This window comes from Pseudomonas sp. Y39-6 (assembly GCF_023651955.1).
In the GTDB taxonomy this organism is placed as follows: domain Bacteria; phylum Pseudomonadota; class Gammaproteobacteria; order Pseudomonadales; family Pseudomonadaceae; genus Aquipseudomonas; species Aquipseudomonas veronii.
Genome location: NZ_CP069594.1, coordinates 5,097,223 through 5,118,621 on the forward strand (window position 1 = coordinate 5,097,223; position 21,399 = coordinate 5,118,621).

Below are 21,399 nucleotides of genomic sequence, written 5' to 3' on the forward strand. Positions count from 1 at the left end.
AAATCGGCTTACGGGAAAATCGGGAAGGGTTCAGCCGGCGGTCAGTCGCCGCGCCGCGCCATTGCGCCAGCGCGCCAGGTGTTCCTCGGCGTAGCGCCGCACACAGCGCAGCACCGCGCTTTCGTGCTGCACCAGAAAGAAGTGGTGGCCGTCGAACAGGTCCAGGGAAAACCCGCTGGCGGCGTCTGCCTGCCAGTCGAGTAACTGGTCGGCGCGCACGCTGTCCTGCTTGCCGCCGAACACATGGATCGGCATGCCCAGCGGCTCGCGTCGGCCGTAGGCGAAGCTGCCGCACAGCAGGAAGTCGGCGCGCAGGATCGGCAGCATCAACTGCATCAATTCGCGGTTGGCCAGGGCTGCTTCGGCGGTGCCTTGCAGGTCGCGCAAGCGGGCGATCAGTTGCTCATCGGTCTTTTCGCGGGCGTACTCGCTGACGTCGCGCCGCGCCGGGCCGGCGGTGCCGGACGCAAACAGCGCCAGCGGCGCAGGCACGTTGCGCGCTTTGAGCGCGTGCGCCAGCTCGAACGCCAGCAGGCCGCCAAGGCTGTGGCCGAACAACGCGTAGGGGCCGTTCAGGTCACGACTGATTTCATCCGCCAACTGCGCGGCCAAGGCGCCGATGTCGCATTGCAACGGCTCGTCCATCCGCATACCGCGCCCCGGCAACTCCAGCGGGCACACCTGCAACCAGTCCGGCAGAACACGCCGCCAACGCACGTACACCATGGCGCTGGCCCCCGAATAAGGCAGGCAGAACAGGCGCAGTCGAGTCGGCGCGCTCATCGCTCGACGCCCCCCACCTGAAACGCGCCATATGCACGATAAAAACCCATCTCGCCCTCCTGCGGGTGCTGATCCTTGGCCGTTTTACCAACGAACCTGTCACCCAGAAGAACGGACGGCGCTGCCAAATAATTAGTCGTCGTGGACGAGCGAGACGGGGTTCACACCTTCAGCCCACGGACAAAATCAGTCAGACTTCTCATTTGACAATAATTATCATTCAGCATAATTTGTTGCCCGATGTGTAGGAGGCCTCAGCACGGACGCCCTCCCCTAACCTCTTTTGCGATCAAGGTGATTTCCATGACGGAACAAGTATCCACAGGCAGGTGCGACTCACCGCTGCTCCAGGCATTCGTCGATAATCGGCTGATTCTGGTAAAGATCGCAGCACGTATTACCGGCTGCCGCTCCCGGGCCGAAGACGTCGTGCAGGATGCCTACTTCCGGCTGCAATCGGCGCCGACGATCACCTCATCGTTCAAGGCGCAATTGAGTTATCTGTTCCAGATCGTGCGCAACCTGGCGATCGATCACTATCGCAAGCAGGCCCTGGAGCTCAAATATTCGGGGACCGAAGAGGAAGGCTTGAATGTGGTGATTCAGGGCGCGTCACCGGAAACTTCGCACATCAATTTCAACACCCTGGAGAACATCGCCGACGCCCTGACGGAACTGCCCCAGCGCACCCGCTATGCGTTCGAGATGTACCGCCTGCACGGCGTGCCGCAAAAGGACATCGCCAAGGAACTCGGCGTCTCGCCGACCCTGGTCAACTTCATGATTCGCGATGCGCTGGTGCATTGCCGCAAGGTGTCGGGCAGTCACAGCGATACATTTGCACGGCGGCTCTGAAACTCGCCCCGGCGCGAAGCCTGGTCTCCCGAAACCTCAGGGCACCGCCGTCACATCGATGCGATAGGGCTCGAATATCTTCAACAGCTCGCCGTCATCGCGCAAACGTTTGAGCAGGCCGGCAAACGCTGCGCTGCTGATCGGCGCCTTGGGCCGCAGCAACGCGTAGTGGTGGTACACCTGGTCGACGCGCTCCGAGATCAGGAACTGGGCGGCCATGTCGACGTTGCGCGCCAGAAAATCACTCAGGTACGAGCGGGTCACCAGGGCGATATCGGCGCGACCGCGCGCGACCATCAGCAGGTTGCTGTCATGGGAGTAGGTCAACGTCGCGTTGAAGTGCTCGGCCATGAACTTGGGGTCGGCATTGAAGTTGGCGAAGGCGTAGTGATAACCGCTGAATACCGCCAGGCGCTTGCCGCCAAGGCTGGCGAAATAATTCTGGTCGCGATCGGGCTCACGCTGGGCGACGAAGATTTCGGCATCTTCCAGGCCCATGTCGACCGTGGTGTGAGGAATCTTCTGCCAGCCCCAGTCGGGGTTTTCGAAAATCGCCACGTCGACCCGGCCCTGCTCGAAATCGCGAAAGCGTCGCGGGATCGAGGTCGGCACCAACACGAACTGATAATCGGTTTGCGAGGCGTTCAGGGCTTCGACCAACTGCGGCAGTAATCCGGTGTCGGCGCCCTGCTCGGGGCGCACGGTGTACGGCGGAAAATGCGCAGCGCCGATCCTCACCAATTGCGCAGCCGAAGCCGGCATCCACGCAACGGTGCCCAGTGCCCATAAAGTAAGTCCTGCAGCCAGTCGCCATGGCGAAAACATTAAGGCACACACCGTTTAACCTGCTGATGGCAATAAGCTAGGCGTTTTTGTCTGGCGAGACAACTTCCACCGGAAAATTAATAGCTTGCGCCTCAATCAGCCTTCAAAACCATCAACAACGCCTCTTCGGCCAACTGCTCGAGGGTCAAGCTGCCCTCGGCGCGGAACCAGGTGGTGGTCCAGGACAAGGCACCGGTGAGGAAGCGCCGGGCGATAAACACATCCCCCTTGATATAGCCGGCGGCCTTGGCCTCGCCCAGCACCTGCAGCCAGATCGCTTCATAGACATCACGCAAAGCCAGCACCTGGGCCTGGCCCTCGGCCGACAGCGAACGCCACTCGTACACCAACACCGCCATGGCTTCGCCGCTGCCGCCCATGATCGACTGCAATTCGCAGCGAATCAGCGCCAGCACGCGCTTGCGCACCGTGCTCGCCTCTTCCAGCGACGCACGCATCAGCGCAGTGTTGTAGCGGATGGTTTCTTCCATCACCGCGCGCAGGATCTCGTCCTTGCTCTTGAAGTGATGAAAGATGCTGCCGGACTGGATGCCCACGGCACCGGCCAGGTCGCGCACGGTGGTGCGCTCGAAACCCTTGTTGCGAAACAGGTGAGCCGCGGTTTGCAGCAACTTGCCCCGGGCGCTGTCGGGGTCGGTCAATTGGCCGCCGTCGACCATGGCGCGCATCACCCGCAGGGCTTTGTGCTCATCCATGCTGCTCTCCTTTACGTCTACTGACATCTTGGCCGGCAATTTAGGCCGTGCCTGCCAGCCAAGCAAGCGCTTGGCTGAAAACTTGTGCCCGGAGTTTACAAACCAAGCGCTTGCTTGGTAGTCTCGTCGCCAGCCATTCGAGGAAGGATTTCTCATGAGCAAGACGGTTCGCATCGGCTGCGCCAGCGCCTTCTGGGGCGACACCTGCACCGCCGCCGCCCAGTTGGTACACGGCGGCAAGCTGGACTATCTGGTGTTCGACTACCTGGCGGAAGTCACGATGTCGATCCTCGCCGCTGCGCGGATCAAAGATCCCCAGGCCGGCTACGCCACGGACTTTGTCGAGGTGCTGTCGCCGCTGCTGGCCGAGATCCAACGCCAGGGCATCCGCGTGATCAGCAACGCGGGGGGCATCCACCCCCAGGCCTGCGCCGCCGCCCTGCAAGCGGCCTGCGACGCGGCGCAACTGCCGCTGAAAATCGCCGTGCTGCTGGGCGATGACCTGCAGCCCCAACTCAAACACCTGCGCGGCAGCGTCGACATGTTCAACGGCGCGCCGCTGCCGCCGCTGTGCGTGTCCGCCAATGCCTACCTCGGCGCGCCGGGCATTGTCCGCGCGCTTGAGCTGGGGGCGGATATCGTCATCACCGGGCGGGTGGTCGACAGCGCGGTGGTCAGCGCTGCGTTGGTGCATGAATTCAACTGGTCATGGCAGGACTACGACCGCCTCGCCCAGGCCGCCCTGGCCGGGCATATCATCGAATGCGGCGCGCAGTGTACCGGTGGCAACTTCACCGACTGGCGCGACGTGCCGGATTACGAGCACATCGGTTTTCCCATCGTCGACGTCAGCGCCGACGGCCAGTTCACCGTGAATAAAGTCGCGGGCAGCGGCGGGTTGATCAGCGAGCTGAGCGTGGCCGAACAACTGCTCTACGAAATCGGCGACCCGCGCGCCTACTTGCTGCCCGATGTGATCTGCGATTTCAGCCAGGTCAAATTGCAGCAGCAAGGCAAACACAGTGTGCGTCTGCACGGTGCCAAGGGGTTGCCGCCGACCGCTCAATACAAGGTCAGCGCCACTTACCCGGATGGCTTTCGCTGCACCGCCAGTTGCCTGATCGCCGGGATCGACGCGGTGGCCAAGGCCGAGCGGGTCGCCCAGGCGATTATCGACAAGACGTCGGAGCTGTTCAGCCAGCGCGGTTGGGCGCCCTACACCGAGGTGAACATCGAACTGCTCGGCAGCGAAGCCACCTACGGCGCGCATGCGCGACGCCGGGACTGCCGCGAGGTGGTGGTGAAGTTGGCGGTGCGCCACCCGAGCAAGCCGGCGCTGGTGCTGTTCGCCCGCGAAATCGCCCAGGCCGCCACCGGCATGGCACCGGGGCTGACCGGCATCGTCGGCGGGCGGCCGACGGTGTATCCGTTGATTCGACTGTTTTCGTTCCTGATCGATAAATCGTCCTGTGAGCTGGCGATTGATTTGCAGGGTGAACGCCACGCTTGCGCGCTCCCGGCCAGCCACGCACTGGGCACGCCGGCGGCCGCCCTCGAACCGCCCAAACCCCAAGGCCGCGCCGATGCCAGCGTACCCCTGGTGAAACTCGCGGTGGCCCGTTCCGGCGACAAGGGCAACCACAGCAACATCGGGGTGATTGCCCGCGACCCGGCGTACCTGCCGTGGATCGCCGAAGCCCTGACCCCGGCCGTGGTCGTCGACTGGATGGGCCACGTGCTCGACCCGGTCCACGGTCGCGTCGAACGCTGGTACCTGCCCGGCAGCCACAGCCTCAACTTCCTGCTGGAAAACGCCTTGGGCGGCGGCGGCATCGCCAGCCTGCGCATCGACCCGCAGGGCAAGGCGTTTGCCCAGCAGTTGCTGGAAATCCCCATCGCCGTGCCGCAGCACATCGCCGATCAACTCACGTAAAGGAGCGTTGCCGTGGCCTTCGACTCGATCTTCAAAGCCGACCTGCCGGATGTCCTCAAAGGGGAGTCATAAACCATGCCGGTGATCGAAACCCTGATCGACGCCCACAGCCCAGACTTTGTGCGCAACCGCGAAGCGCTGCTAGCGAGCCTGCAGCAACTGCGCCTGTTGGAGCAGAACCTGTTGAGCAAGGCGCAGGAAGCCAAGCCCAAGTTCGACAAACGCGGGCAATTGCTGCCGCGTGAACGCCTCAACCTGCTGCTGGACCCTGGCGCGCCGTTCCTGGAACTGGCCAGCCTGGCCGGCTACAAACTCCATGACGACAAGGACGGCAGCGCCGCCGGCGGCGGGTTGATCGCCGGCATCGGTTACGTCAGCGGCGTGCGCGTGCTGGTGGTGGCGAATAACAGCGCGATCAAGGGCGGCACCATTTCCCCCACGGGCCTGAAGAAATCCCTGCGCCTGCAACAGATCGCGATGGAAAACCAACTGCCGGTGGTGACCCTCGCCGAAAGCGGCGGCGCCAACCTCAACTACGCGGCGGAGATTTTCGTCGAAGGCGCGCGCAGCTTCGCCAACCAGGCGCGCATGTCGGCCATGGGCTTGCCGCAGATCACCGTGGTCCATGGCTCGGCCACGGCGGGCGGCGCGTATCAGCCGGGGCTGTCGGATTACGTGGTGGTGGTGCGCGGCAAGGCCAAGCTGTTCCTGGCCGGCCCGCCGCTGCTCAAGGCCGCGACCGGCGAAGTCGCCACCGATGAAGCACTGGGCGGCGCCGAGATGCACGCGCAAATCGCCGGCACCGCGGAATACCTGGCGGAAAACGATGCCGACGGGGTGCGGATCGTGCGCGAAATCGTCAGCCTGCTGCCGTGGAACGAGCGCCTGCCGTCGATGCCCAAACGCACGTATGCCGAGCCGCTGTACCCCATCGACGAACTGCTCGGGCTGATCCCCGACGACCCGAAAAAACCCTACGACGTCCGCGAAATCCTCGCACGCCTGGCCGATGGTTCGAACTTCCTCGAGTTCAAGGGCGAGTTCGACGCACATACCGTGTGCGGCCACCTGCACATCCAGGGCCGCGCCGTCGGCGTGATCGGCAATAACGGCCCGATCACGCCCAAGGGCGCCAGCAAGGCCGCGCAATTCATCCAACTGTGCGACCAGAGCCGCACGCCGCTGCTGTTCCTGCACAACACCACCGGCTTTATGGTCGGCACCGAGGCGGAACAGCAAGGCGTGATCAAGCACGGCGCGAAGATGATCCAGGCGGTGACCAATGCACGTGTGCCCAAACTCACCGTGGTGGTCGGCGGCTCCTACGGCGCCGGCAACTACGCCATGTGCGGCCGCGGCCTCGACCCGCGCTTCATCTTCGCCTGGCCCAACAGCCGCACCGCCGTGATGGGCGGCGCCCAGGCCGGCAAAGTGCTGCGCATCGTCACCGAAGCCAAACAACGGAAAGACGGCCTGACCCCCGACCCCAAGATGCTCGACATGCTGGAACAAGTCACCGCACAAAAACTCGACAGCCAATCCACCGCACTGTACGGCAGTGCAAACCTATGGGATGACGGCCTGATCGACCCAAGGGATACCCGCACGTTGCTGGGGTTCCTGCTGGATATCTGCCAGGAAGCCGACATGCGGACGTTGCAACCGAACAGCTTTGGCGTAGCACGGCTCTAAAGTCATCAAGACAACAAAACCCTGCTGTTGCTCTGCTTTTGCTCTGCTTTTGCTCTGCTTTTGCTCTGCTTTTGATCTTGATCTTGATCTTAGGCGCCCCGTCAAACCACGCTGGCCGAACGCAGGCTTGAATCCGTGGGTAACCCGGCAGGACGCCGGGTTAGCCGTCCTGGGCCAGGGATGGCCCATGACGGCGGCCCACGGATTCAAGCCTGCGTTCGGGCACACCGAGCCTAGGCGAGGTGCCGAGTGGTGGGGCAAGAGCCCTTTTGGTTACTTTTGGGGCTCTTTTCCAAAAGTGACCCGCTGTAAGAGCGGAACCCATAGCAGCCGTTACCAAAGAAACGGATATGTACTCAACCCAAAAAAATGGTCGACCCAGAGGCCGCCATCGGGGGCAAGCCCCCTCCCACATTTGGAGCGAGGTGAGCCCAATTTCGAGCGAGGTGAGCCCATTGGATATCTACCCGCTGTAAGACCGCCAGCAAACCAGCTCCCACAGATGGAGCCATGCACACCCGAAGAACGCCCACACGGAGAACAATAAAAAATGATCTTCACCCAGGAACACCAGGCACTGCGCCGCACCGTCCGCGCCTTCGTCGACCGCGAGATCAACCCCCACGTCGACGAATGGGAAAAAGCCGGCCGCTTCCCCATCCACGATATCTTGCGCAAGGCCGGCGACCTCGGCCTGCTGGGCATCTCCAAACCCGAGCAATTCGGCGGCATGGGCCTGGACTACAGCTACTCCATCGTCGCCGCCGAAGAATTCGGCAGCATCCGCTGCGGCGGCATCCCCATGTCCATCGGCGTACAGACCGACATGTGTACCCCCGCCCTCGCCCGCTTCGGCTGCGACGCACTGCGCGAAGAATTCCTGCGCCCGGCCATCAGCGGCGAGCAAGTCGGTTGCATCGGCGTCTCGGAAGCCGGCGCCGGTTCCGATGTGGCCGGGCTGAAGACCCAGGCACGCAAGGACGGCGACGACTACGTGATCGACGGCAGCAAAATGTGGATCACCAATTCGCCGAGCGCCGACTTCATGTGCCTGCTGGCCAACACCTCCGACGACAAGCCGCACCTCAACAAGTCGCTGATCATGGTGCCGATGAACACACCGGGGATCAGCGTCAGCCCGCCCTTGGAAAAACTCGGCATGCACAGCTCCGAGACCGCCCAGGTGTTCTTCGACGGCGTGCGTGTGCCGCAACGCAACCGCATCGGCCATGAAGGCGCGGGGTTCATGATGCAGATGCTGCAATTCCAGGAAGAACGCCTGTTTGGCGCGGCCAATATGATCAAGGGCCTGGAGTCCTGCATCGACAGCACGATCGAATACTGCAAGGAGCGCCAGACCTTCGGCAAGGCGCTGATCGACAACCAGGTGATTCACTTTCGCCTGGCCGAACTGGCCACCGAAATCGAATGCCTGCGCGCCCTGGTCTACCAGGCCACCGAGCAGTACATCAAAGGCCAGGACGTGACGCGCCTGGCCTCCATGGCCAAGCTCAAGGCCGGGCGGCTGGGCCGCGAAGTCAGCGACAGTTGCCTGCAATACTGGGGCGGCATGGGCTTTATGTGGGACAACCCGGTGGCCCGCGCCTATCGCGATATGCGCCTGGTGTCGATTGGCGGCGGCGCCGACGAAATCATGCTGGGCATCATCTGCAAACTGATGGGCACCCTGCCGGGGAAAAAACCATGAACACCCTGCTGCTCGAACCCCATAACGGGGTGCTGCACATCACCCTCAACCGTCCGCAAAGCCGCAACGCGATGAGCCTGGAGATGGTCAATGAACTGCGCGCGGTGCTGGCGCAGTTGGACGATCAGGTGCGTGCGCTGGTGATCAGCGGCGCGGCCGGGCATTTCTGCGCCGGGGCGGACGTGAAAGACCTGCTCGGCGCCAGCGACAAGGCGCAATTGCAGGCGCTGAACCGCGCGTTCGGCACCTTGCTGCAGGAAGTTGAAGCCGTGCCCCAAGTGGTGATCGTGGTGCTGCAAGGCGCGGTGCTGGGCGGTGGCTTTGGTTTGGCGTGCGTCAGTGATATTGCGCTGGCTGATCACCAGGCGCAGTTCGGCTTGCCCGAGACCAGCCTGGGCTTGCTGCCGGCGCAGATCGCGCCGTTTGTGGTCAAGCGCATCGGTCTGACGCACGCGCGCCGGCTGGCGCTGACGGCGGCGCGGTTCGACGGGGTCGAGGCTGAGCGCTTGGGCGTGGTGCATTTTGTCGAGCGCGATCCGCAGGCGTTGGCCGAACGCCTGGATGAAGTGCTGGGCCAGGTATTGCGTTGCGCGCCGGCGGCGAATGGGCGGACCAAGGCCTTGCTGCTGGCCAGCGCGGAGCAACCGCTGGGGCCGTTGCTGGATCAGGCCGCCGCGTGGTTCGCCGAGGCGGCGACGGGCGAAGAAGGGATCGAAGGCACCCAGGCCTTTGTGCAACAGCGCAAGCCACGGTGGGCCGAATGAACAAGATCCTGATCGCCAACCGCGGCGAAATCGCCTGCCGCATCCAGCGCACCGCCCAGGCCTTGGGCTATCGCACCGTAGCGGTCTACAGCGACGCCGACGCCCAGGCCGCGCACGTGCAGATGGCCGACGAAGCCGTGAATATCGGCCCGGCGCCGGTGCAGCAGTCCTACCTGAATACCCCGGCGATTCTCAGCGCAGCCCAACGCACGGGTGCCGACGCGGTCCACCCCGGTTATGGCTTTCTCTCTGAAAACCCCGATTTCGCCCGCGCCTGCATAAACGCCGGGCTGACCTTTATCGGCCCCAGCGTCGAGGCCATCGAACTGATGGGCAGCAAGCGCCGGTCCAAACTCGCCATGCTCGAGGCCGGTGTCCCGTGCGTCGCCGGCTACCAAGGCAGCGCCCAGGACGACGCCACGTTGCAAATAGAAGCTGAACGCATCGGCTTCCCGCTGATGATCAAGGCCAGTGCCGGCGGCGGCGGCCGAGGTATGCGCCTGGTGCATCAGCGCGAACACCTGCAAGAGCAACTGCGCAGCGCCCGCTCCGAAGCCCTGAATGCGTTCGGCAGTGACGAACTGATCCTGGAACAGGCGCTGATCGAGCCGCGCCACGTCGAAATCCAGCTGTTCGGCGACAGCCACGGCAACCTGATCCACCTCGGCGAACGCGACTGCTCGGTCCAGCGCCGCCATCAGAAAATTATTGAAGAAGCGCCCTGCCCGGTGATGACCCCGGCCCTGCGCCAGGCCATGGGCGAGGCGGCGCTGAAGGCCGGGCGTGCGGTGAATTACGTCGGCGCCGGCACGGTGGAGTTCCTGCTCGACCGCGACGGCCGGTTCTACTTCCTGGAGATGAACACTCGCCTGCAAGTCGAACACCCGGTCACCGAACTGATCAGCGGCCTCGATCTGGTCGACTGGCAACTGCAAATTGCCGCCGGCCAACCGCTGCCGTTACAGCAAGCGCAGGTCAGCCTCAGCGGCCACGCCATGGAAGTGCGCCTGTACGCCGAAGACCCGGCCCAGGGCTTTCTGCCGCAAACCGGTGCGGTGTTGCGCTGGGAACCGGCCGCGGGCGTGCGGGTCGACCACGGGGTTCTCGAAGGTCAGCGCATCAGCCCGTTCTATGACCCGCTGCTCGGCAAGATCGTCGCCCATGGCGCCACCCGCGAGGAGGCGCGGCGCAAGCTGCTGCACGCCGTGGAGGACACGGTGCTGCTGGGCGTGGCGAGCAACCAGCAGCTGTTGACCGACCTGCTCAAGCACCCGAAGTTTATCCACGGCGATTTCAGCACCGCGTTGATCGCCGAACACTTCAGCGAGATCCGCCGCCCCCGCGCATCCGCCGAACAGTTGGCCCTGGCCGCCGCGCTGTTTTATCAACACAGCGCTCAGGCCCATGCCCCGGCCTTATCAGGGTGGCGTAACGGCGCTGACGTGCCGTGGAGCTATCAGTTGGCCGTCGACGATGCGGTCCAGGACATCACGGTCAGCGTCCTCGCCGACCATCACCTGCAGGCCAACGGCATCGACATCCGCCACCTCAGCAGCGACGGCCGCTGGGCCACCGCAGTGATCAACGGCATCCGCCGCCGCAGTGCCTACCACCTCGACGGTGCCCAGCTGTGGCTACCGGGCGTGAGCGTGACCAACCGCAACCACCACGTTGCCAACCGCCAGCCCCCAACCGGCGGCGGCAGGGTCGAGGCGCCGATGGACGGCGCCATCGTCGATGTGCGCGTGCGCGCCGGTGAACGCGTCACTCAGGGGCAACTGCTGCTGGTGCTCGAAGCGATGAAAATGGAGCATCCGCTGAAGGCCGGCATCGACGGCGTGGTCAAGGCCGTGCAGGTCATGGCCGGCGATCAGGTGCGCAATCGCCAGGTGTTGCTGGAGATCGAATAAAGCCTGGGCGGAACTACGCGGCCGGGCTACGCTCTATCCCCATCAGGACGGGAAGAGTACGGGAACCTGCACGATGCCTCATTGGCTGATTATTGACCTTGAAGCCACAACGGATGACGGCGGCTGGCCCGTGACGGAGATGGAAGTCATCGAGATCGGCGCAAGCCTGGTCAACCGCCAGGGCCGCGAGTTGGATCATTTCCAGCGTTTTGTGCGACCGCAGCGGCGTCCATTGCTGACGCCCTTCTGCCGCAAGCTGACCCATATCACCCAGGCGAACATGGACAGCGCCGCGCCTTTCGGCGATGTGTGGGCGCTGTTCGAGCGCTGGCTGGGCCAGCATCAGGCACACCTGGAAGGTTGGGCCAGCTGGGGCGACTACGATCGCCAGCAGCTCGAGCTGGAGTGGCAGCGCCATGGCCTGAGCAGCGCGCTGGCCCAAACGCCCCATATCAACCTCAAGCAACGCTTCGCCAAGGCCCGGCGCCTGGACAAGCCAACGGGGCTCAATAGCGCCCTGCAATTGGCGGGAATGCAGTTCAATGGCCAGCAACACCGGGCGCTGGAAGATGCGCGCAACACCGCACGCCTGTTACCGCTGATTTTGCCGGTCTAGGCAGCTCCCTTGCCCTTGGGCATACTGGCCGACCTTTCCAGACCCTTTTTCCGAGGATTCGCCCATGTTTAAAGTCAACGAGTACTTCGACGGCACCGTCAAGTCGATCGCTTTCGGCACCGCAGAAGGTCCGGCGACCATCGGCGTCATGGCCCCGGGTGAATACGAATTCGGCACCGCCCAGCGTGAAATCATGCACGTGGTATCCGGCGCCCTGACCGTCAAGCTGCCCGACAGCAGCACCTGGGAAACCTTCGCCGCCGGCAGCCTGTTCCACGTTCCGGCCAACAGCAAGTTCCAGCTGAAGGTCGCCGTGGACACCGCTTACCTGTGCGAATACCGCGGCTAAGCAATTCCCGCGCGAAAAAAATGCCCGTCTCGCAGGAGACGGGCATTTTTTTTGGGGGCGCATTATTCGAGGACAGTCACCGGCATGCCCACTTCCAGGCGGCCCACGCCATCGTTGACCAGGTTCTGGCCGAACATCGCGCCGTCTTCGGTCTTGCGATAGGCCTCCAGCGTCACGAACGGTTCGCGGTCGGCACTGCGCTCGCCGGTCTGCGGGTCGATGGTGGTCAGAATGCAGCGTGAGCACGGCTTGACCACACGAAACTCGACATCGCCGATGCGCAGGCGTTTCCAGCCGTCTTCGGCGAACGCATCGCCACCGTCGATCACCAGGTTGGGGCGAAAGCGCAGCATTTCCATGGGCCGACCGACGTGCCGGGACAGGTCGTCCAGGGAGGCCTGGCCGATCAGCAGCAACGGGTAACCGTCGGCGAACGCGACCTGATCATCGTCCTTGCCATAACCGGCTTGTGTGGTGCGCGCGCGCTCCAGCGGGATGTGGACCAGCCGCGTCGGCTTGCCGATAAAGTCGCTGACCCAGGCGGCGGCGGCATCGCCCGCATCCGGCACGCGCAAGGTGTCGCGCCAGATGGTCACACCGCGCAGTTCAGCCTCGCTGCCGGGCAACGCCACGTCCAGCGCTGCGTAGCCAGGCGAACTGAGGGTCAGGCCACCGCTGCGGTTCCACAGCGCCGACAGCTGGCTCATCGTCGCCACGGCGCGCTGCGTCAAAAAACGCCCGCTGGCTTCGTCCACCAGCATCCAGCGTCGATCGCCATCCAACCCGAGCTTGTCCAGGCCGATCTGCTGCAACGTTTCGGCCTTGCCGGATTTCAAAGGGTAACGGTACAGCGCGCTGAGACGGAGCATGAGCCTGCATTCCTGAGGGGCAAAACCGTCACCCTAAGGTCAAGCCGGCGCTTCGTCCAGCATCAGTCGCTGACGCACCACATCCACCAGCTTGTCCGGCTGGAATTTGGACAGGAAGTTATCGCACCCGACCTTCTTCACCATCGACTCGTTGAAACTGCCCGACAGCGAGGTGTGCAGCACCACGTACAGCTCACGCAGGCGTGGGTCATTGCGGATCTCGGTGGTCAGGCGGTAGCCGTCCATCTCAGGCATTTCGGCGTCGGTGAAGATCATCAGCAATTTGTCGGTCATCACCTGGCCGCTGTCGGCCCAGGCCTTGAGCATGTTCAGCGCCTTGAGGCCGTCACTGGCGATGTGCATCTTCACGCCCAACTGGCCCAGGGTGTCGCGCAACTGCGACAGCGCGACATTGGAGTCGTCCACCAGCAGCACTTCACGGCCACGGGCGCGCTCCAGTATCGGGTCATCGAGTTTATCGCGGGAGACCTTGGCGTTGTATGGCACGATCTCGGCGAGGACTTTTTCCACGTCGATGATTTCCACCAACTGGTCATCGACCTTGCTGATGGCTGTGAGGTAGTGCTGGCGCCCGGCGCTGGTCGGCGGCGGCAGGATGGCTTCCCAGTTCATGTTGACGATGCGATCGACACCGCCCACCAGGAACGCCTGCACCGAGCGGTTGTACTCGGTGACGATGATGGTGCTGTTGGGCCCCGGCACCAGCGGGCGCATGCCGATGGCCTGGGACAGGTCGATCACCGGCAGGGTCTGGCCCCGCAGGTTGACCACGCCGCACACAAACGGGTGGCGCTGAGGCATCAGGGTCAGCTTGGGCAGTTGCAAGACCTCCTGCACCTTGAACACGTTGATCGCGAACAGCTGCCGCCCGGCCAGGCGAAACATGAGAATCTCCAGGCGATTCTCACCCACCAATTGTGTGCGTTGATCTACCGTGTCGAGAATGCCGGCCATTAAAAGCTCCTGATATGCGCGCAGGTCGCGCTAAGGGATTATGCGGTTCGCTAAGCTTGTTATCGGCGGCAAGCGCCAGACCTTGACCCCTGTAAAATGCCACGCAAATCCATTGATGTCACACTGACATCATGCTTTACTGCACAGGCCTCTTCATTGGGCAGAATCGCAACATTGCGCGACATTCAAATCGGCGCAAGGTTCCGCTGCGTAAGGGATTCCCCTAGGCACAATCAGGCCCAACCTGATATTCGCGATATCTAATTGCCATTAATGTGACGCCATTCTCATTGCATGAATGGAGTCAGGCTTTTGTTTGCCATCGTAAGCCCAAGGCCCGCGGGCCTTCCGGACACTCACCTGTCGGCAATCGAAGTTGCGCAATCGGCCCCGATGACGAGGGCAGTGCGCGCCTCGCATGATCATTCAAATAAACGTCCTACTAAAGTATCAGAAGCGCCCTACAGATTTCAGTCATCTTTCAGCGGTAGTTTTACGCTATTCACGCAGTGCGACATCTCATCGCCCGACCGTATGCTGTGGAGACTTGCATGATGAATAGCGCGAACGAGTGGCAAACCACACTTCCCGAATTCCTGCTAGAGGCCGAAAAGCTGCTGAGAAAGTCGGAAGAGTGCCTGAGCCATCTGCATTTGATTCGTAATGACAGCGATGCCATCGACTGCATGAAATTCAGCCTCACGGCGCTCGCCGAAAAAGCCGATGACCTGGCTCTGCAGGCGATCAGCGAGTTCTCGCGACATATCCAGGACCTGATTGCCAACGCGCAGAGCCCTTTGCAACTGCACGATCAGGCCCTCGATGCCTTGAACAACTGCCTGACGTTACTGGCGTGGCAGCTGGAGTTGATCGACACCCGCACCGGTGAGTTGAGCCTGGATGAAAGTGAACAAACCTCACTGATTGCGACAGTCACTCTCCAGATCCCGCAGAAGGACTTCACCAATAAGCCGCAACAGCGTCTGCACCACGTTTCATGAATGACTGCGCCGTTAAGCACTAAGGTGTCGCTTTCACCCAGCGTCTTGCCCAAAAACGACAAGAATAACTAATGTGCCTTGCAATAAGTGGCGACAACCAAGTTGCCCGCGCTATAAAGCCAATCCATACCAAATAACCGCCAACATATAACTATTCTTAATAGGCATGCCCCCACTCCGTGCAAATGACGCCTGGCGACCAACGGTAAGCAAAGTGGTACCATGCCGCCCTCGAAGTGACCTAACGTCATGATGCATAAAACGTGAAAAGCATCCGCTATGTACGCCAGCCTCAAGTCACTCCTCGTCAAATCCGCTTCCCGCAGCAATGCCCGTCGACTGGTTCTCGTGTTGTGCCTGTGCTCACTGCTGCTGGGGCTGTGGGCCTACGCTCGCTCCACGCCCTTGCCATTGATGGTGTTGCTGATCAACGTGGCCACCCTGGTGCTGGTGGGCCTGCGCCAGTGGAACTCACGTAAATCGATCAAGTTCCAGCCCCAGGAACTGGCCGATCGCCTGTTGCAAGTCCAGGAAAACGAGCGGCACCGCCTCAGCCGTGAGCTGCACGACGATATCGGCCAATTGCTCACCGCCGCCAAGCTGCAAAGCGAATGGCTCAAGCGCCGCCTGCCGGAAGACCTGCAGGGCCAATGCACAGTGCTGTGCAACACCCTGAACGAGACCTTGGCCAAGGTGCGCGACGTGTCCGCCATTCTCAACCCGCGTCAGTTGGCCAGCCTCGGCCTGGAAGCCAGCCTGCGCGCGCACCTGCTCAAGACCCTGGGAAACACCTCGATTCATTGGAGCCTGGAATGCCAGCAACGGCTGACCGGCATTCCCGAAGAAATGGCCGTGGCCGCTTTTCGCATCACCCAGGAAGCGGTGACCAACATGCTGCGCCATGCCCAGGCGCAAAACCTGCTGGTTCGACTGCAACGCCTGCCCCAGGGCCTGTCGCTGTTTATCAGTGATGACGGCCAGGGCTTTTCGCCCGCCAGCAACCCAGGCCTGGAAGGCCAACGGGGCATGGCGGGCATGTCCGAGCGGATTGATCAACTGGGGGGCACCTTGTCCGTCAGCAGCCAGCCAGGCAAAGGCACCCGGATCGACGCACTTTTCCCCTGGGCGCCGCGCGCCCTCGAACGGGCCAGTCCCCTGAAGGTTCTCGAGTGACCCGCACTTTACTCCTGGTGGATGACCACGCACTGATCAGGGCCGGCGTCCGCGCACTGGTCCTGGACATTCCCGGCTACACGGTGATTGGCGAAGCCAGCGATGGCGCGCAGGTGCTGGAAACATTCAGCGCCCTGCTGCCGGATATCGTGCTGCTGGACCTGTCGATGAAACACACCGGCGGCCTGGATGCGTTGCACCAGCTCAAGACGGCCTACCCCAAGAGCAAGGTGCTGATCCTGTCGATGCACACCGACCCGGAGCTGATCATGCGTGCCCTGGAGGCCGGCGCCCATGGCTACCTGCTCAAGGACACCAGCGCCAACGAACTGGAGCAGGCACTGCTGGCGCTGAGCAATGACGAGCGCTACCTGAGCCCGGCGATTGCCCACACCGTGATCAGCCAGGCGCTGGTACGCAATCAGGCCCCGTCCTCCCCGGTCGTCCACAACCACAACCTCACCGCTCGCCAGTTGGAAATCCTGCGCCTGGTGGTGCGTGGCAAATCCACCCGGGAAATCGCCCACGGCCTCGGGTTGAGCATCAAGACCGTGGAAGCCCACCGCTCGCAAATCATGAAGCGCCTGCAGATTTTCGACGTGGCGGGCCTGGTGTTATTTGCCGTGCGCGAGCAGATCATCAGCCTGGACGACTAAGGGCGAACCCGGCGGCAGATGGACGCGCAGGGCCTTGGGCACGACCTCGAAATGCAGGTCATCGCCTTGCAGCGGTTCGCCATCCAGGTTGATATACAAACCTTGCGCCACCTTGATCTTGACCCATGGCAGGCGCGCGCGGACAAACATGGTGTCCAGGCCCCAGCCATTGTTCATCAGTTCACGCAGGGTGCCGACCACTTCCTGGGGGGCCGGCAAAATGCTGATGTCCAGCAGCCCATCGTCCGCCAGTGCGTCGGGGCACAGCACATGCCCACCGCCGGCCTGGCGGCCATTGCCGATGCCCAGCGCGAGCAGCTCGCCTTTCCAATGGAAATCCGGGCCTTCCAGCTCGCCATACGCGGCCTTCAACTCACTGAAGCGCGACAAGCCGGTGAACAGATAAGCCGCGCCGCCCAGCACTTTCTTCAGTTCTTCGGAGGTATTGGCGGTGACCTGGCTGCCGAAGCCGCCAGTGGCCATGTTGAGGAATACTTGCCCGCCGACGCGGCCGAGATCGATCGCCCTGGCCGGCACATCCAGCAACGCCAGGGCCTGATCGGGCTGCAGCGGCACACCGGCGGCGCGGGCAAAATCATTGGCGGTGCCCAACGGCATCAGCACCAGGCTCGCGTCGGTCCCGGCCTGGGCCATCGCCTCGGCCACATCGCGCAAGGTGCCGTCACCGCCGCCGGCAATGATGTGCGTGTACCCGCCGTCCAGGGCCTCGTTGACCAGCCGCTGCGCGTCGCCGCCCTCCCACGTCACCCGCACCGCCAGCTCCCAGCCCTGCTCACGCCGAGCCAGCACCGCAGCGCGCACGTCCTCGTTGAGGGCTTGCTTGCCGTGGAGGATCAACAGGGCTTTGTGGGTGGTCATGGGGGGAGCTCTCCTGGGGTCAAAGGTGCTTGAAGGATGTTGACCTTTGAGGAGATAAAAAAAGCCATCGGGTTTGCAATTTAATTGGCCAGGGGCGACGCCAGGCTGCTTTCCTGTAAGCGCGGGCAAGCCAGCGCCTACAGTTGGATCGCTAGATACCCATCAGCGCGCAATCAGCTTTTGTGCAACTTACTCATCAACTGCGCCTCAGCCTGGGTCAAGCCGCACGACTGCGTCAGCTCATCCACGGTCGCGCCCATGCCGACCAGCTTCGCCGCCTGGGCAAAAGACAGGCTGGAGGGATCACGCTGTTCAATCTGCGCCAGCTTGTCCGGCAACGGCCCGAGGATCGCGCGCAGTTCATGCACCTCATCCCCGACCCGCACCGCACTTTGCTGGAAGTGATCGACGCGCTTGGCCAACTCCACCACGCGTCGGTCACGCACGGCGTCGCGTTCGGCCTGTTGCACCACCCACTCGCGTTGCTGGCGCACGTAGCGCAGCAAAAAGGCCAACGTCCCGGCCCACAACAGGGCCAGGACGATCACCGCGGCTTCAAGGAACAATCAGATGCTCTCCAGTTCCGACCATTCTTCTTCGCTCATCATTTTGTCCAGCTCGACCAGAATCAGCAGTTCGCCGTTCTTGTTGCAGACGCCCTGGATGAACTTGGCCGACTCTTCGTTACCCACGTTCGGCGCGGTTTCCACTTCCGATTGGCGCAGGTAAACCACTTCGGCCACGCTGTCGACCATGATCCCGACCACTTGCTTGTCGGCCTCGATGATGACGATGCGGGTGTTGTCATTGACTTCGGTCGGTATCAGACCGAAACGCTGGCGGGTGTCGATCACCGTCACCACGTTGCCGCGCAGGTTGATGATGCCCAGCACGTAGCTTGGAGCACCCGGAACCGGAGCGATTTCGGTGTAGCGCAGCACTTCCTGCACGCGCATGACGTTGATGCCGTAGGACTCGTTGTCCAGTTTGAAGGTAACCCATTGCAGGATCGGATCATCCAAACCTTGTGCGGACGCTGACTTATTCATACCCCTGACCCCTTCAAATGCCGTTGGACACGGCGTGTGTGCTTCTTTGGCCGCACAACCGTGCGGCCGATCTTGTTCAATTAACTGCGTTGCTGGCCCGGCATCGACTTGACCGCGCCGCTGGCGATCAACTCGGCCAGTTCGGCGACGTCGAGCAACGCGCACATGTGTTCGATCACGGTGCCCGCCAACCAAGGGCGCTGGCCCCGTTGGCTGCGCCATTTGATTTCATTCGGGTCCAGGCGCAACGAGCGGCTGACTTGATGCACGGCCAGCCCCCACTCGTAGCCTTGCACCGAAATCACGTATTGCAAGCCCTGGCGGAAATCATCGCGGTAGCGGTCGGGCATCACCCAGCGCGCGGTGTCCAGCACCTTGAGGTTGCCGGCCTGGCTGGGCAGGATGCCGAGGAACCACTCCGGTTGCCCGAACAGCGGTGTCAGCTCCTGGCCTTCCAGGGAATAGATCGAGCCCAGGCACACCAGCGGCACCGCCAGGGTCAACCCGGCGACGTCGAACAGCAGGCATTCGAACGGCTCGGCGGCCCACGCCGGGCGGCCGTCGCCGGTGACCGGCGGCGGTGTGATGCTCGGCGGCAGGTGGACTTCAACCACCGGCTCGACCACCACGGGTGCGACCGGCACAGGCGCAACCACTACAGGCGCAACCACGACCGGTGGACTCGGCACCATCACCTGCGCATCACGCGCCTGTTCTTCCAGCACCGCCAACTGGAATTCATCCAGTGTGCTTTGTGCGTCTACGGCGGGTTCGAGGACCAGCAGCGGTTCCGGCAGTTCTTCCTCGGTCGCGTCCTGCAGCAAGGCATCCAGGTAGGATTCCAGTGCCAGTTGCGGCCGCGTCTTGACCTTGAGTTCGACAGGACGGTTCATCACGCCACCTGCGCCACAAGCTGTTGCGACAGCAGGTGCTTGAGCAGCGCGCGGTACGCCAGCACGCCGCGACTTTTACCGTCGAACTGCGAAGGGGTCAGGCCGGCGCGGCTGGCGTCGCGCAGGCGCGTGTCCACCGGGATATAGCCCTGCCAGATGGTGTCCGGGTAGGCATCGCGCAGTACGCGCAAGGTGCCGAGGGACGCCTGGGTGCGGCGGTCGAACAACGTCGGCACGATGCTGAACGGCAGCGCCTGTTTGCGTGAGCGGTTGATCATCGCCAGGGTGCTGACCATGCGTTCCAGGCCCTTGACCGCGAGGTGCTCGGTCTGCACCGGGATCACCAACTGCTGGCTGGCCGCCAAGGCGTTGACCATCAGCACGCCGAGCAACGGCGGGCTGTCGATGATCGCGTAGTCGAAGTCCTGCCACAGTTGCGCCAGGGTCTTGGCGATCACCAGGCCCAGGCCGCTCTGCCCCGGCGACTGGCGCTCAAGGGTGGCCAGGGCGGTGCTCGACGGCAGCAGGGAAATGCTTTCATTGCTGGTGGGCAGCAGCAGTTGCCCGGGCAGATCGCTCGGCACGCTGCCCTTGTGCAGGAACAAGTCGTAGCAGCTGTGCTCCAGCGCGTCCGGGTCGTAGCCGAAATAGCTGGTCATCGAGCCGTGGGGGTCCAGGTCGACCACGACCACGCGCTTGCCCGCCTCGGCCAGCAAGCCGGCTAAGGCGATGGAGGTGGTGGTCTTGCCGACTCCACCTTTTTGATTGGCAACTGCCCAGACTCTCATTCGGTTGATTCCTCCCGGCGGGCACAGGCGCGACCGAGACAGTGCATAGGTTATTGAGCCGGTGACGGAGAATTGACGGAGCTTTGCCGTACCGGCGGCTTTGCAAGGGCCGGTGCAGTTTGTGTGCCAGCCCGCTTCAATGCCGCGTCCGGGGTTGCATTTGCCGTGCCGGTGCCGGTCAGGCTGCGGCGCACATCCAGGTTGCGCGAGACCACCAGCACCACCCGGCGGTTGCGGGCGCGGCCTTCCGCCGTGGCGTTATTGGCCACCGGCTGGAACTCGCCGTAGCCGACCGACGCCAGGCGACCGGGGTTCACGCCCTGCATCGCGAGCATCCGCACGATGCTGGCCGCCCGGGCCGACGACAGCTCCCAGTTGGTCGGGTACTGCGCGGTACTGATGGGGATATTGTCGGTGAAGCCTTCGACGTGGATCGGGTTTTCAAACGGCTTGAGGATCGCCGCCACCTTGTCGATGATGGTGAACGCCTGGTCGCTGGGCATGGCATCGGCGCTGGCGAACAGCAGGCTCGAATTGAGCTCGATCTCCACCCACAACTCATTGCCGCGCACGGTCATCTGGTTGGAGCTGATCAAGTCGCCGAACGCGGCGCTGATATCGTCGGCGATGCTTTTCAGCGGGTCGCCGGTGCCGCCCATGCCGGCGGAGGTCTCATCGCTGTCGTTGACCAGCGGCTTGGCCGGGGTCACGGTCTTGGGCCGCTCTTCGCCGATCGGGATCGGCTTGAGCGAACGATCGGCGTCGTTGAACACGCCGATCAGCGCTTGGGAAATGACTTTGTACTTGCCTTCGTTGATCGACGAGATGGAGTACATCACCACGAAAAACGCGAACAGCAAGGTGATGAAGTCCGCGTAGGACACCAGCCAGCGTTCATGGTTGACGTGTTCTTCAGGCTCGCGACGGCGACGGCTCACAGACGATTACCTCCGCAAAACGAATCA

22 protein-coding genes are annotated in these 21,399 nt (G+C 62.9%); 11 read left to right on the forward strand and 11 right to left on the reverse strand.

What is annotated here, in order from left to right:
* Positions 1–30: 30 nt before the first annotated feature.
* Positions 31–783: a thioesterase II family protein gene (locus JN756_RS23070; RefSeq protein ID WP_108524675.1), complete on the reverse strand. Its 753-nt coding sequence runs from the start codon at positions 781–783 to the stop codon at positions 31–33.
* Between the two features lie 303 nt (positions 784–1,086).
* On the opposite strand from JN756_RS23070, the gene JN756_RS23075 reads away from it, so the two are divergent.
* Positions 1,087–1,638: an RNA polymerase factor sigma-70 gene (locus JN756_RS23075; protein ID WP_017845800.1), complete on the forward strand. Its 552-nt coding sequence runs from the start codon at positions 1,087–1,089 to the stop codon at positions 1,636–1,638.
* Positions 1,639–1,674: 36 nt separating this feature from the next.
* On the opposite strand, the gene JN756_RS23080 is transcribed toward JN756_RS23075, so the two are convergent.
* Both JN756_RS23080 and JN756_RS23085 read right to left on the reverse strand, forming a co-directional pair.
* Positions 1,675–2,463: a substrate-binding periplasmic protein gene (locus tag JN756_RS23080; RefSeq protein WP_079444439.1), complete on the reverse strand. Its 789-nt coding sequence runs from the start codon at positions 2,461–2,463 to the stop codon at positions 1,675–1,677.
* A 92-nt stretch (positions 2,464–2,555) separates the two neighbouring features.
* Positions 2,556–3,179: a TetR/AcrR family transcriptional regulator gene (locus JN756_RS23085; protein ID WP_201021416.1), complete on the reverse strand. Its 624-nt coding sequence runs from the start codon at positions 3,177–3,179 to the stop codon at positions 2,556–2,558.
* A 154-nt stretch (positions 3,180–3,333) separates the two neighbouring features.
* Between JN756_RS23085 and JN756_RS23090 the strand changes: the two genes are divergently transcribed.
* The 7 genes from JN756_RS23090 to ppnP all read left to right on the forward strand — a co-directional run bounded on the left by JN756_RS23090 (position 3,334) and on the right by ppnP (position 12,151).
* The gene (locus JN756_RS23090) at positions 3,334–5,112 is read left to right on the forward strand and encodes an acyclic terpene utilization AtuA family protein (protein WP_046382539.1); all 1,779 of its coding nucleotides are present in this window, start codon (positions 3,334–3,336) and stop codon (positions 5,110–5,112) included.
* A gap of 75 nt (positions 5,113–5,187) precedes the next feature.
* Positions 5,188–6,804, forward strand: a complete 1,617-nt coding sequence (gene atuC, locus JN756_RS23095) for a geranyl-CoA carboxylase subunit beta (protein WP_128192340.1) — start codon at positions 5,188–5,190, stop codon at positions 6,802–6,804.
* Between the two features lie 550 nt (positions 6,805–7,354).
* A complete protein-coding gene (gene atuD, locus JN756_RS23100) occupies positions 7,355–8,512 on the forward strand; it encodes a citronellyl-CoA dehydrogenase (RefSeq protein WP_108524677.1) in 1,158 nt (385 codons plus the stop codon).
* Entirely contained in the window at positions 8,509–9,276 is a 768-nt protein-coding gene (locus tag JN756_RS23105; RefSeq protein WP_079444443.1) for an enoyl-CoA hydratase/isomerase family protein, read from the forward strand. The genes atuD and JN756_RS23105 overlap by 4 nt, the downstream gene beginning before the upstream one ends.
* On the forward strand, positions 9,273–11,186 hold the full coding sequence (locus JN756_RS23110; protein ID WP_442966359.1) for an acetyl/propionyl/methylcrotonyl-CoA carboxylase subunit alpha: 1,914 nt from the start codon (positions 9,273–9,275) through the stop codon (positions 11,184–11,186). Before JN756_RS23105 ends, JN756_RS23110 begins: the two co-directional genes overlap by 4 nt.
* 73 nt (positions 11,187–11,259) lie before the next feature.
* Positions 11,260–11,802, forward strand: a complete 543-nt coding sequence (locus tag JN756_RS23115; protein WP_046382534.1) for a 3'-5' exonuclease — start codon at positions 11,260–11,262, stop codon at positions 11,800–11,802.
* Between the two features lie 64 nt (positions 11,803–11,866).
* Positions 11,867–12,151, forward strand: a complete 285-nt coding sequence (ppnP, locus tag JN756_RS23120) for a pyrimidine/purine nucleoside phosphorylase (RefSeq protein WP_017849400.1) — start codon at positions 11,867–11,869, stop codon at positions 12,149–12,151.
* Between the two features lie 62 nt (positions 12,152–12,213).
* Here the strand turns inward: ppnP and JN756_RS23125 are convergent, their stop codons facing one another.
* Together JN756_RS23125 and JN756_RS23130 are read right to left on the reverse strand one after the other, a co-directional pair.
* Positions 12,214–13,020, reverse strand: coding sequence for an MOSC domain-containing protein (locus JN756_RS23125; RefSeq protein WP_046382533.1), 807 nt, complete (start codon positions 13,018–13,020; stop codon positions 12,214–12,216).
* 39 nt (positions 13,021–13,059) lie between these two features.
* On the reverse strand, positions 13,060–13,995 hold the full coding sequence (locus JN756_RS23130) for a chemotaxis protein CheV (RefSeq protein ID WP_046382532.1): 936 nt from the start codon (positions 13,993–13,995) through the stop codon (positions 13,060–13,062).
* A 551-nt stretch (positions 13,996–14,546) separates the two neighbouring features.
* On the opposite strand from JN756_RS23130, the gene JN756_RS23135 reads away from it, so the two are divergent.
* The 3 genes from JN756_RS23135 (at position 14,547) to JN756_RS23145 (ending at position 16,825) form a co-directional block, all read left to right on the forward strand.
* Positions 14,547–14,996: a hypothetical protein gene (locus JN756_RS23135; protein ID WP_169865368.1), complete on the forward strand. Its 450-nt coding sequence runs from the start codon at positions 14,547–14,549 to the stop codon at positions 14,994–14,996.
* Positions 14,997–15,275: 279 nt separating this feature from the next.
* A complete protein-coding gene (locus JN756_RS23140; protein WP_046382531.1) occupies positions 15,276–16,169 on the forward strand; it encodes a sensor histidine kinase in 894 nt (297 codons plus the stop codon).
* A complete protein-coding gene (locus JN756_RS23145) occupies positions 16,166–16,825 on the forward strand; it encodes a response regulator transcription factor (RefSeq protein WP_017849395.1) in 660 nt (219 codons plus the stop codon). Before JN756_RS23140 ends, JN756_RS23145 begins: the two co-directional genes overlap by 4 nt.
* Here the strand turns inward: JN756_RS23145 and yegS are convergent.
* From yegS to motD, 6 genes are all read right to left on the reverse strand, one after another.
* Positions 16,784–17,704, reverse strand: coding sequence for a lipid kinase YegS (yegS, locus tag JN756_RS23150; RefSeq protein WP_046382530.1), 921 nt, complete (start codon positions 17,702–17,704; stop codon positions 16,784–16,786). The genes JN756_RS23145 and yegS overlap by 42 nt on opposite strands.
* 173 nt (positions 17,705–17,877) lie before the next feature.
* Positions 17,878–18,270, reverse strand: a complete 393-nt coding sequence (locus tag JN756_RS23155; protein ID WP_046382529.1) for a DUF2802 domain-containing protein — start codon at positions 18,268–18,270, stop codon at positions 17,878–17,880.
* Positions 18,271–18,753 carry a chemotaxis protein CheW gene (locus JN756_RS23160; protein ID WP_046382528.1) on the reverse strand — a complete coding sequence of 161 codons (483 nt, stop codon included), beginning with the start codon at positions 18,751–18,753 and terminating at the stop codon, positions 18,271–18,273.
* Positions 18,754–18,833: 80 nt separating this feature from the next.
* Positions 18,834–19,646: a CheW domain-containing protein gene (locus JN756_RS23165; protein WP_017849391.1), complete on the reverse strand. Its 813-nt coding sequence runs from the start codon at positions 19,644–19,646 to the stop codon at positions 18,834–18,836.
* On the reverse strand, positions 19,646–20,434 hold the full coding sequence (locus tag JN756_RS23170; RefSeq protein ID WP_017849390.1) for a ParA family protein: 789 nt from the start codon (positions 20,432–20,434) through the stop codon (positions 19,646–19,648). The genes JN756_RS23165 and JN756_RS23170 overlap by 1 nt, the downstream gene beginning before the upstream one ends.
* Before the next feature lie 50 nt (positions 20,435–20,484).
* A complete protein-coding gene (gene motD / locus JN756_RS23175) occupies positions 20,485–21,372 on the reverse strand; it encodes a flagellar motor protein MotD (RefSeq protein WP_017849389.1) in 888 nt (295 codons plus the stop codon).
* Between the last annotated feature and the right edge of the window lie 27 nt (positions 21,373–21,399).

Coding starts and splice junctions, on each gene's coding strand:
- JN756_RS23130 (WP_046382532.1), bottom strand. CDS start 13,995: ATGGCCGGCATTCTCGACACGGTAGATCAACGCACACAATTGGTGGGT.
- JN756_RS23165 (WP_017849391.1), bottom strand. CDS start 19,646: ATGAACCGTCCTGTCGAACTCAAGGTCAAGACGCGGCCGCAACTGGCA.
- yegS (WP_046382530.1), bottom strand. CDS start 17,704: ATGACCACCCACAAAGCCCTGTTGATCCTCCACGGCAAGCAAGCCCTC.
- JN756_RS23110 (WP_442966359.1), top strand. CDS start 9,273: ATGAACAAGATCCTGATCGCCAACCGCGGCGAAATCGCCTGCCGCATC.
- JN756_RS23135 (WP_169865368.1), top strand. CDS start 14,547: ATGATGAATAGCGCGAACGAGTGGCAAACCACACTTCCCGAATTCCTG.
- JN756_RS23075 (WP_017845800.1), top strand. CDS start 1,087: ATGACGGAACAAGTATCCACAGGCAGGTGCGACTCACCGCTGCTCCAG.
- ppnP (WP_017849400.1), top strand. CDS start 11,867: ATGTTTAAAGTCAACGAGTACTTCGACGGCACCGTCAAGTCGATCGCT.
- JN756_RS23160 (WP_046382528.1), bottom strand. CDS start 18,753: ATGAATAAGTCAGCGTCCGCACAAGGTTTGGATGATCCGATCCTGCAA.
- JN756_RS23140 (WP_046382531.1), top strand. CDS start 15,276: ATGTACGCCAGCCTCAAGTCACTCCTCGTCAAATCCGCTTCCCGCAGC.
- JN756_RS23090 (WP_046382539.1), top strand. CDS start 3,334: ATGAGCAAGACGGTTCGCATCGGCTGCGCCAGCGCCTTCTGGGGCGAC.
- JN756_RS23105 (WP_079444443.1), top strand. CDS start 8,509: ATGAACACCCTGCTGCTCGAACCCCATAACGGGGTGCTGCACATCACC.
- JN756_RS23070 (WP_108524675.1), bottom strand. CDS start 783: ATGAGCGCGCCGACTCGACTGCGCCTGTTCTGCCTGCCTTATTCGGGG.
- JN756_RS23085 (WP_201021416.1), bottom strand. CDS start 3,179: ATGGATGAGCACAAAGCCCTGCGGGTGATGCGCGCCATGGTCGACGGC.
- JN756_RS23170 (WP_017849390.1), bottom strand. CDS start 20,434: ATGAGAGTCTGGGCAGTTGCCAATCAAAAAGGTGGAGTCGGCAAGACC.
- JN756_RS23115 (WP_046382534.1), top strand. CDS start 11,260: ATGCCTCATTGGCTGATTATTGACCTTGAAGCCACAACGGATGACGGC.
- JN756_RS23080 (WP_079444439.1), bottom strand. CDS start 2,463: ATGTTTTCGCCATGGCGACTGGCTGCAGGACTTACTTTATGGGCACTG.
- atuD (WP_108524677.1), top strand. CDS start 7,355: ATGATCTTCACCCAGGAACACCAGGCACTGCGCCGCACCGTCCGCGCC.
- atuC (WP_128192340.1), top strand. CDS start 5,188: ATGCCGGTGATCGAAACCCTGATCGACGCCCACAGCCCAGACTTTGTG.
- JN756_RS23125 (WP_046382533.1), bottom strand. CDS start 13,020: ATGCTCCGTCTCAGCGCGCTGTACCGTTACCCTTTGAAATCCGGCAAG.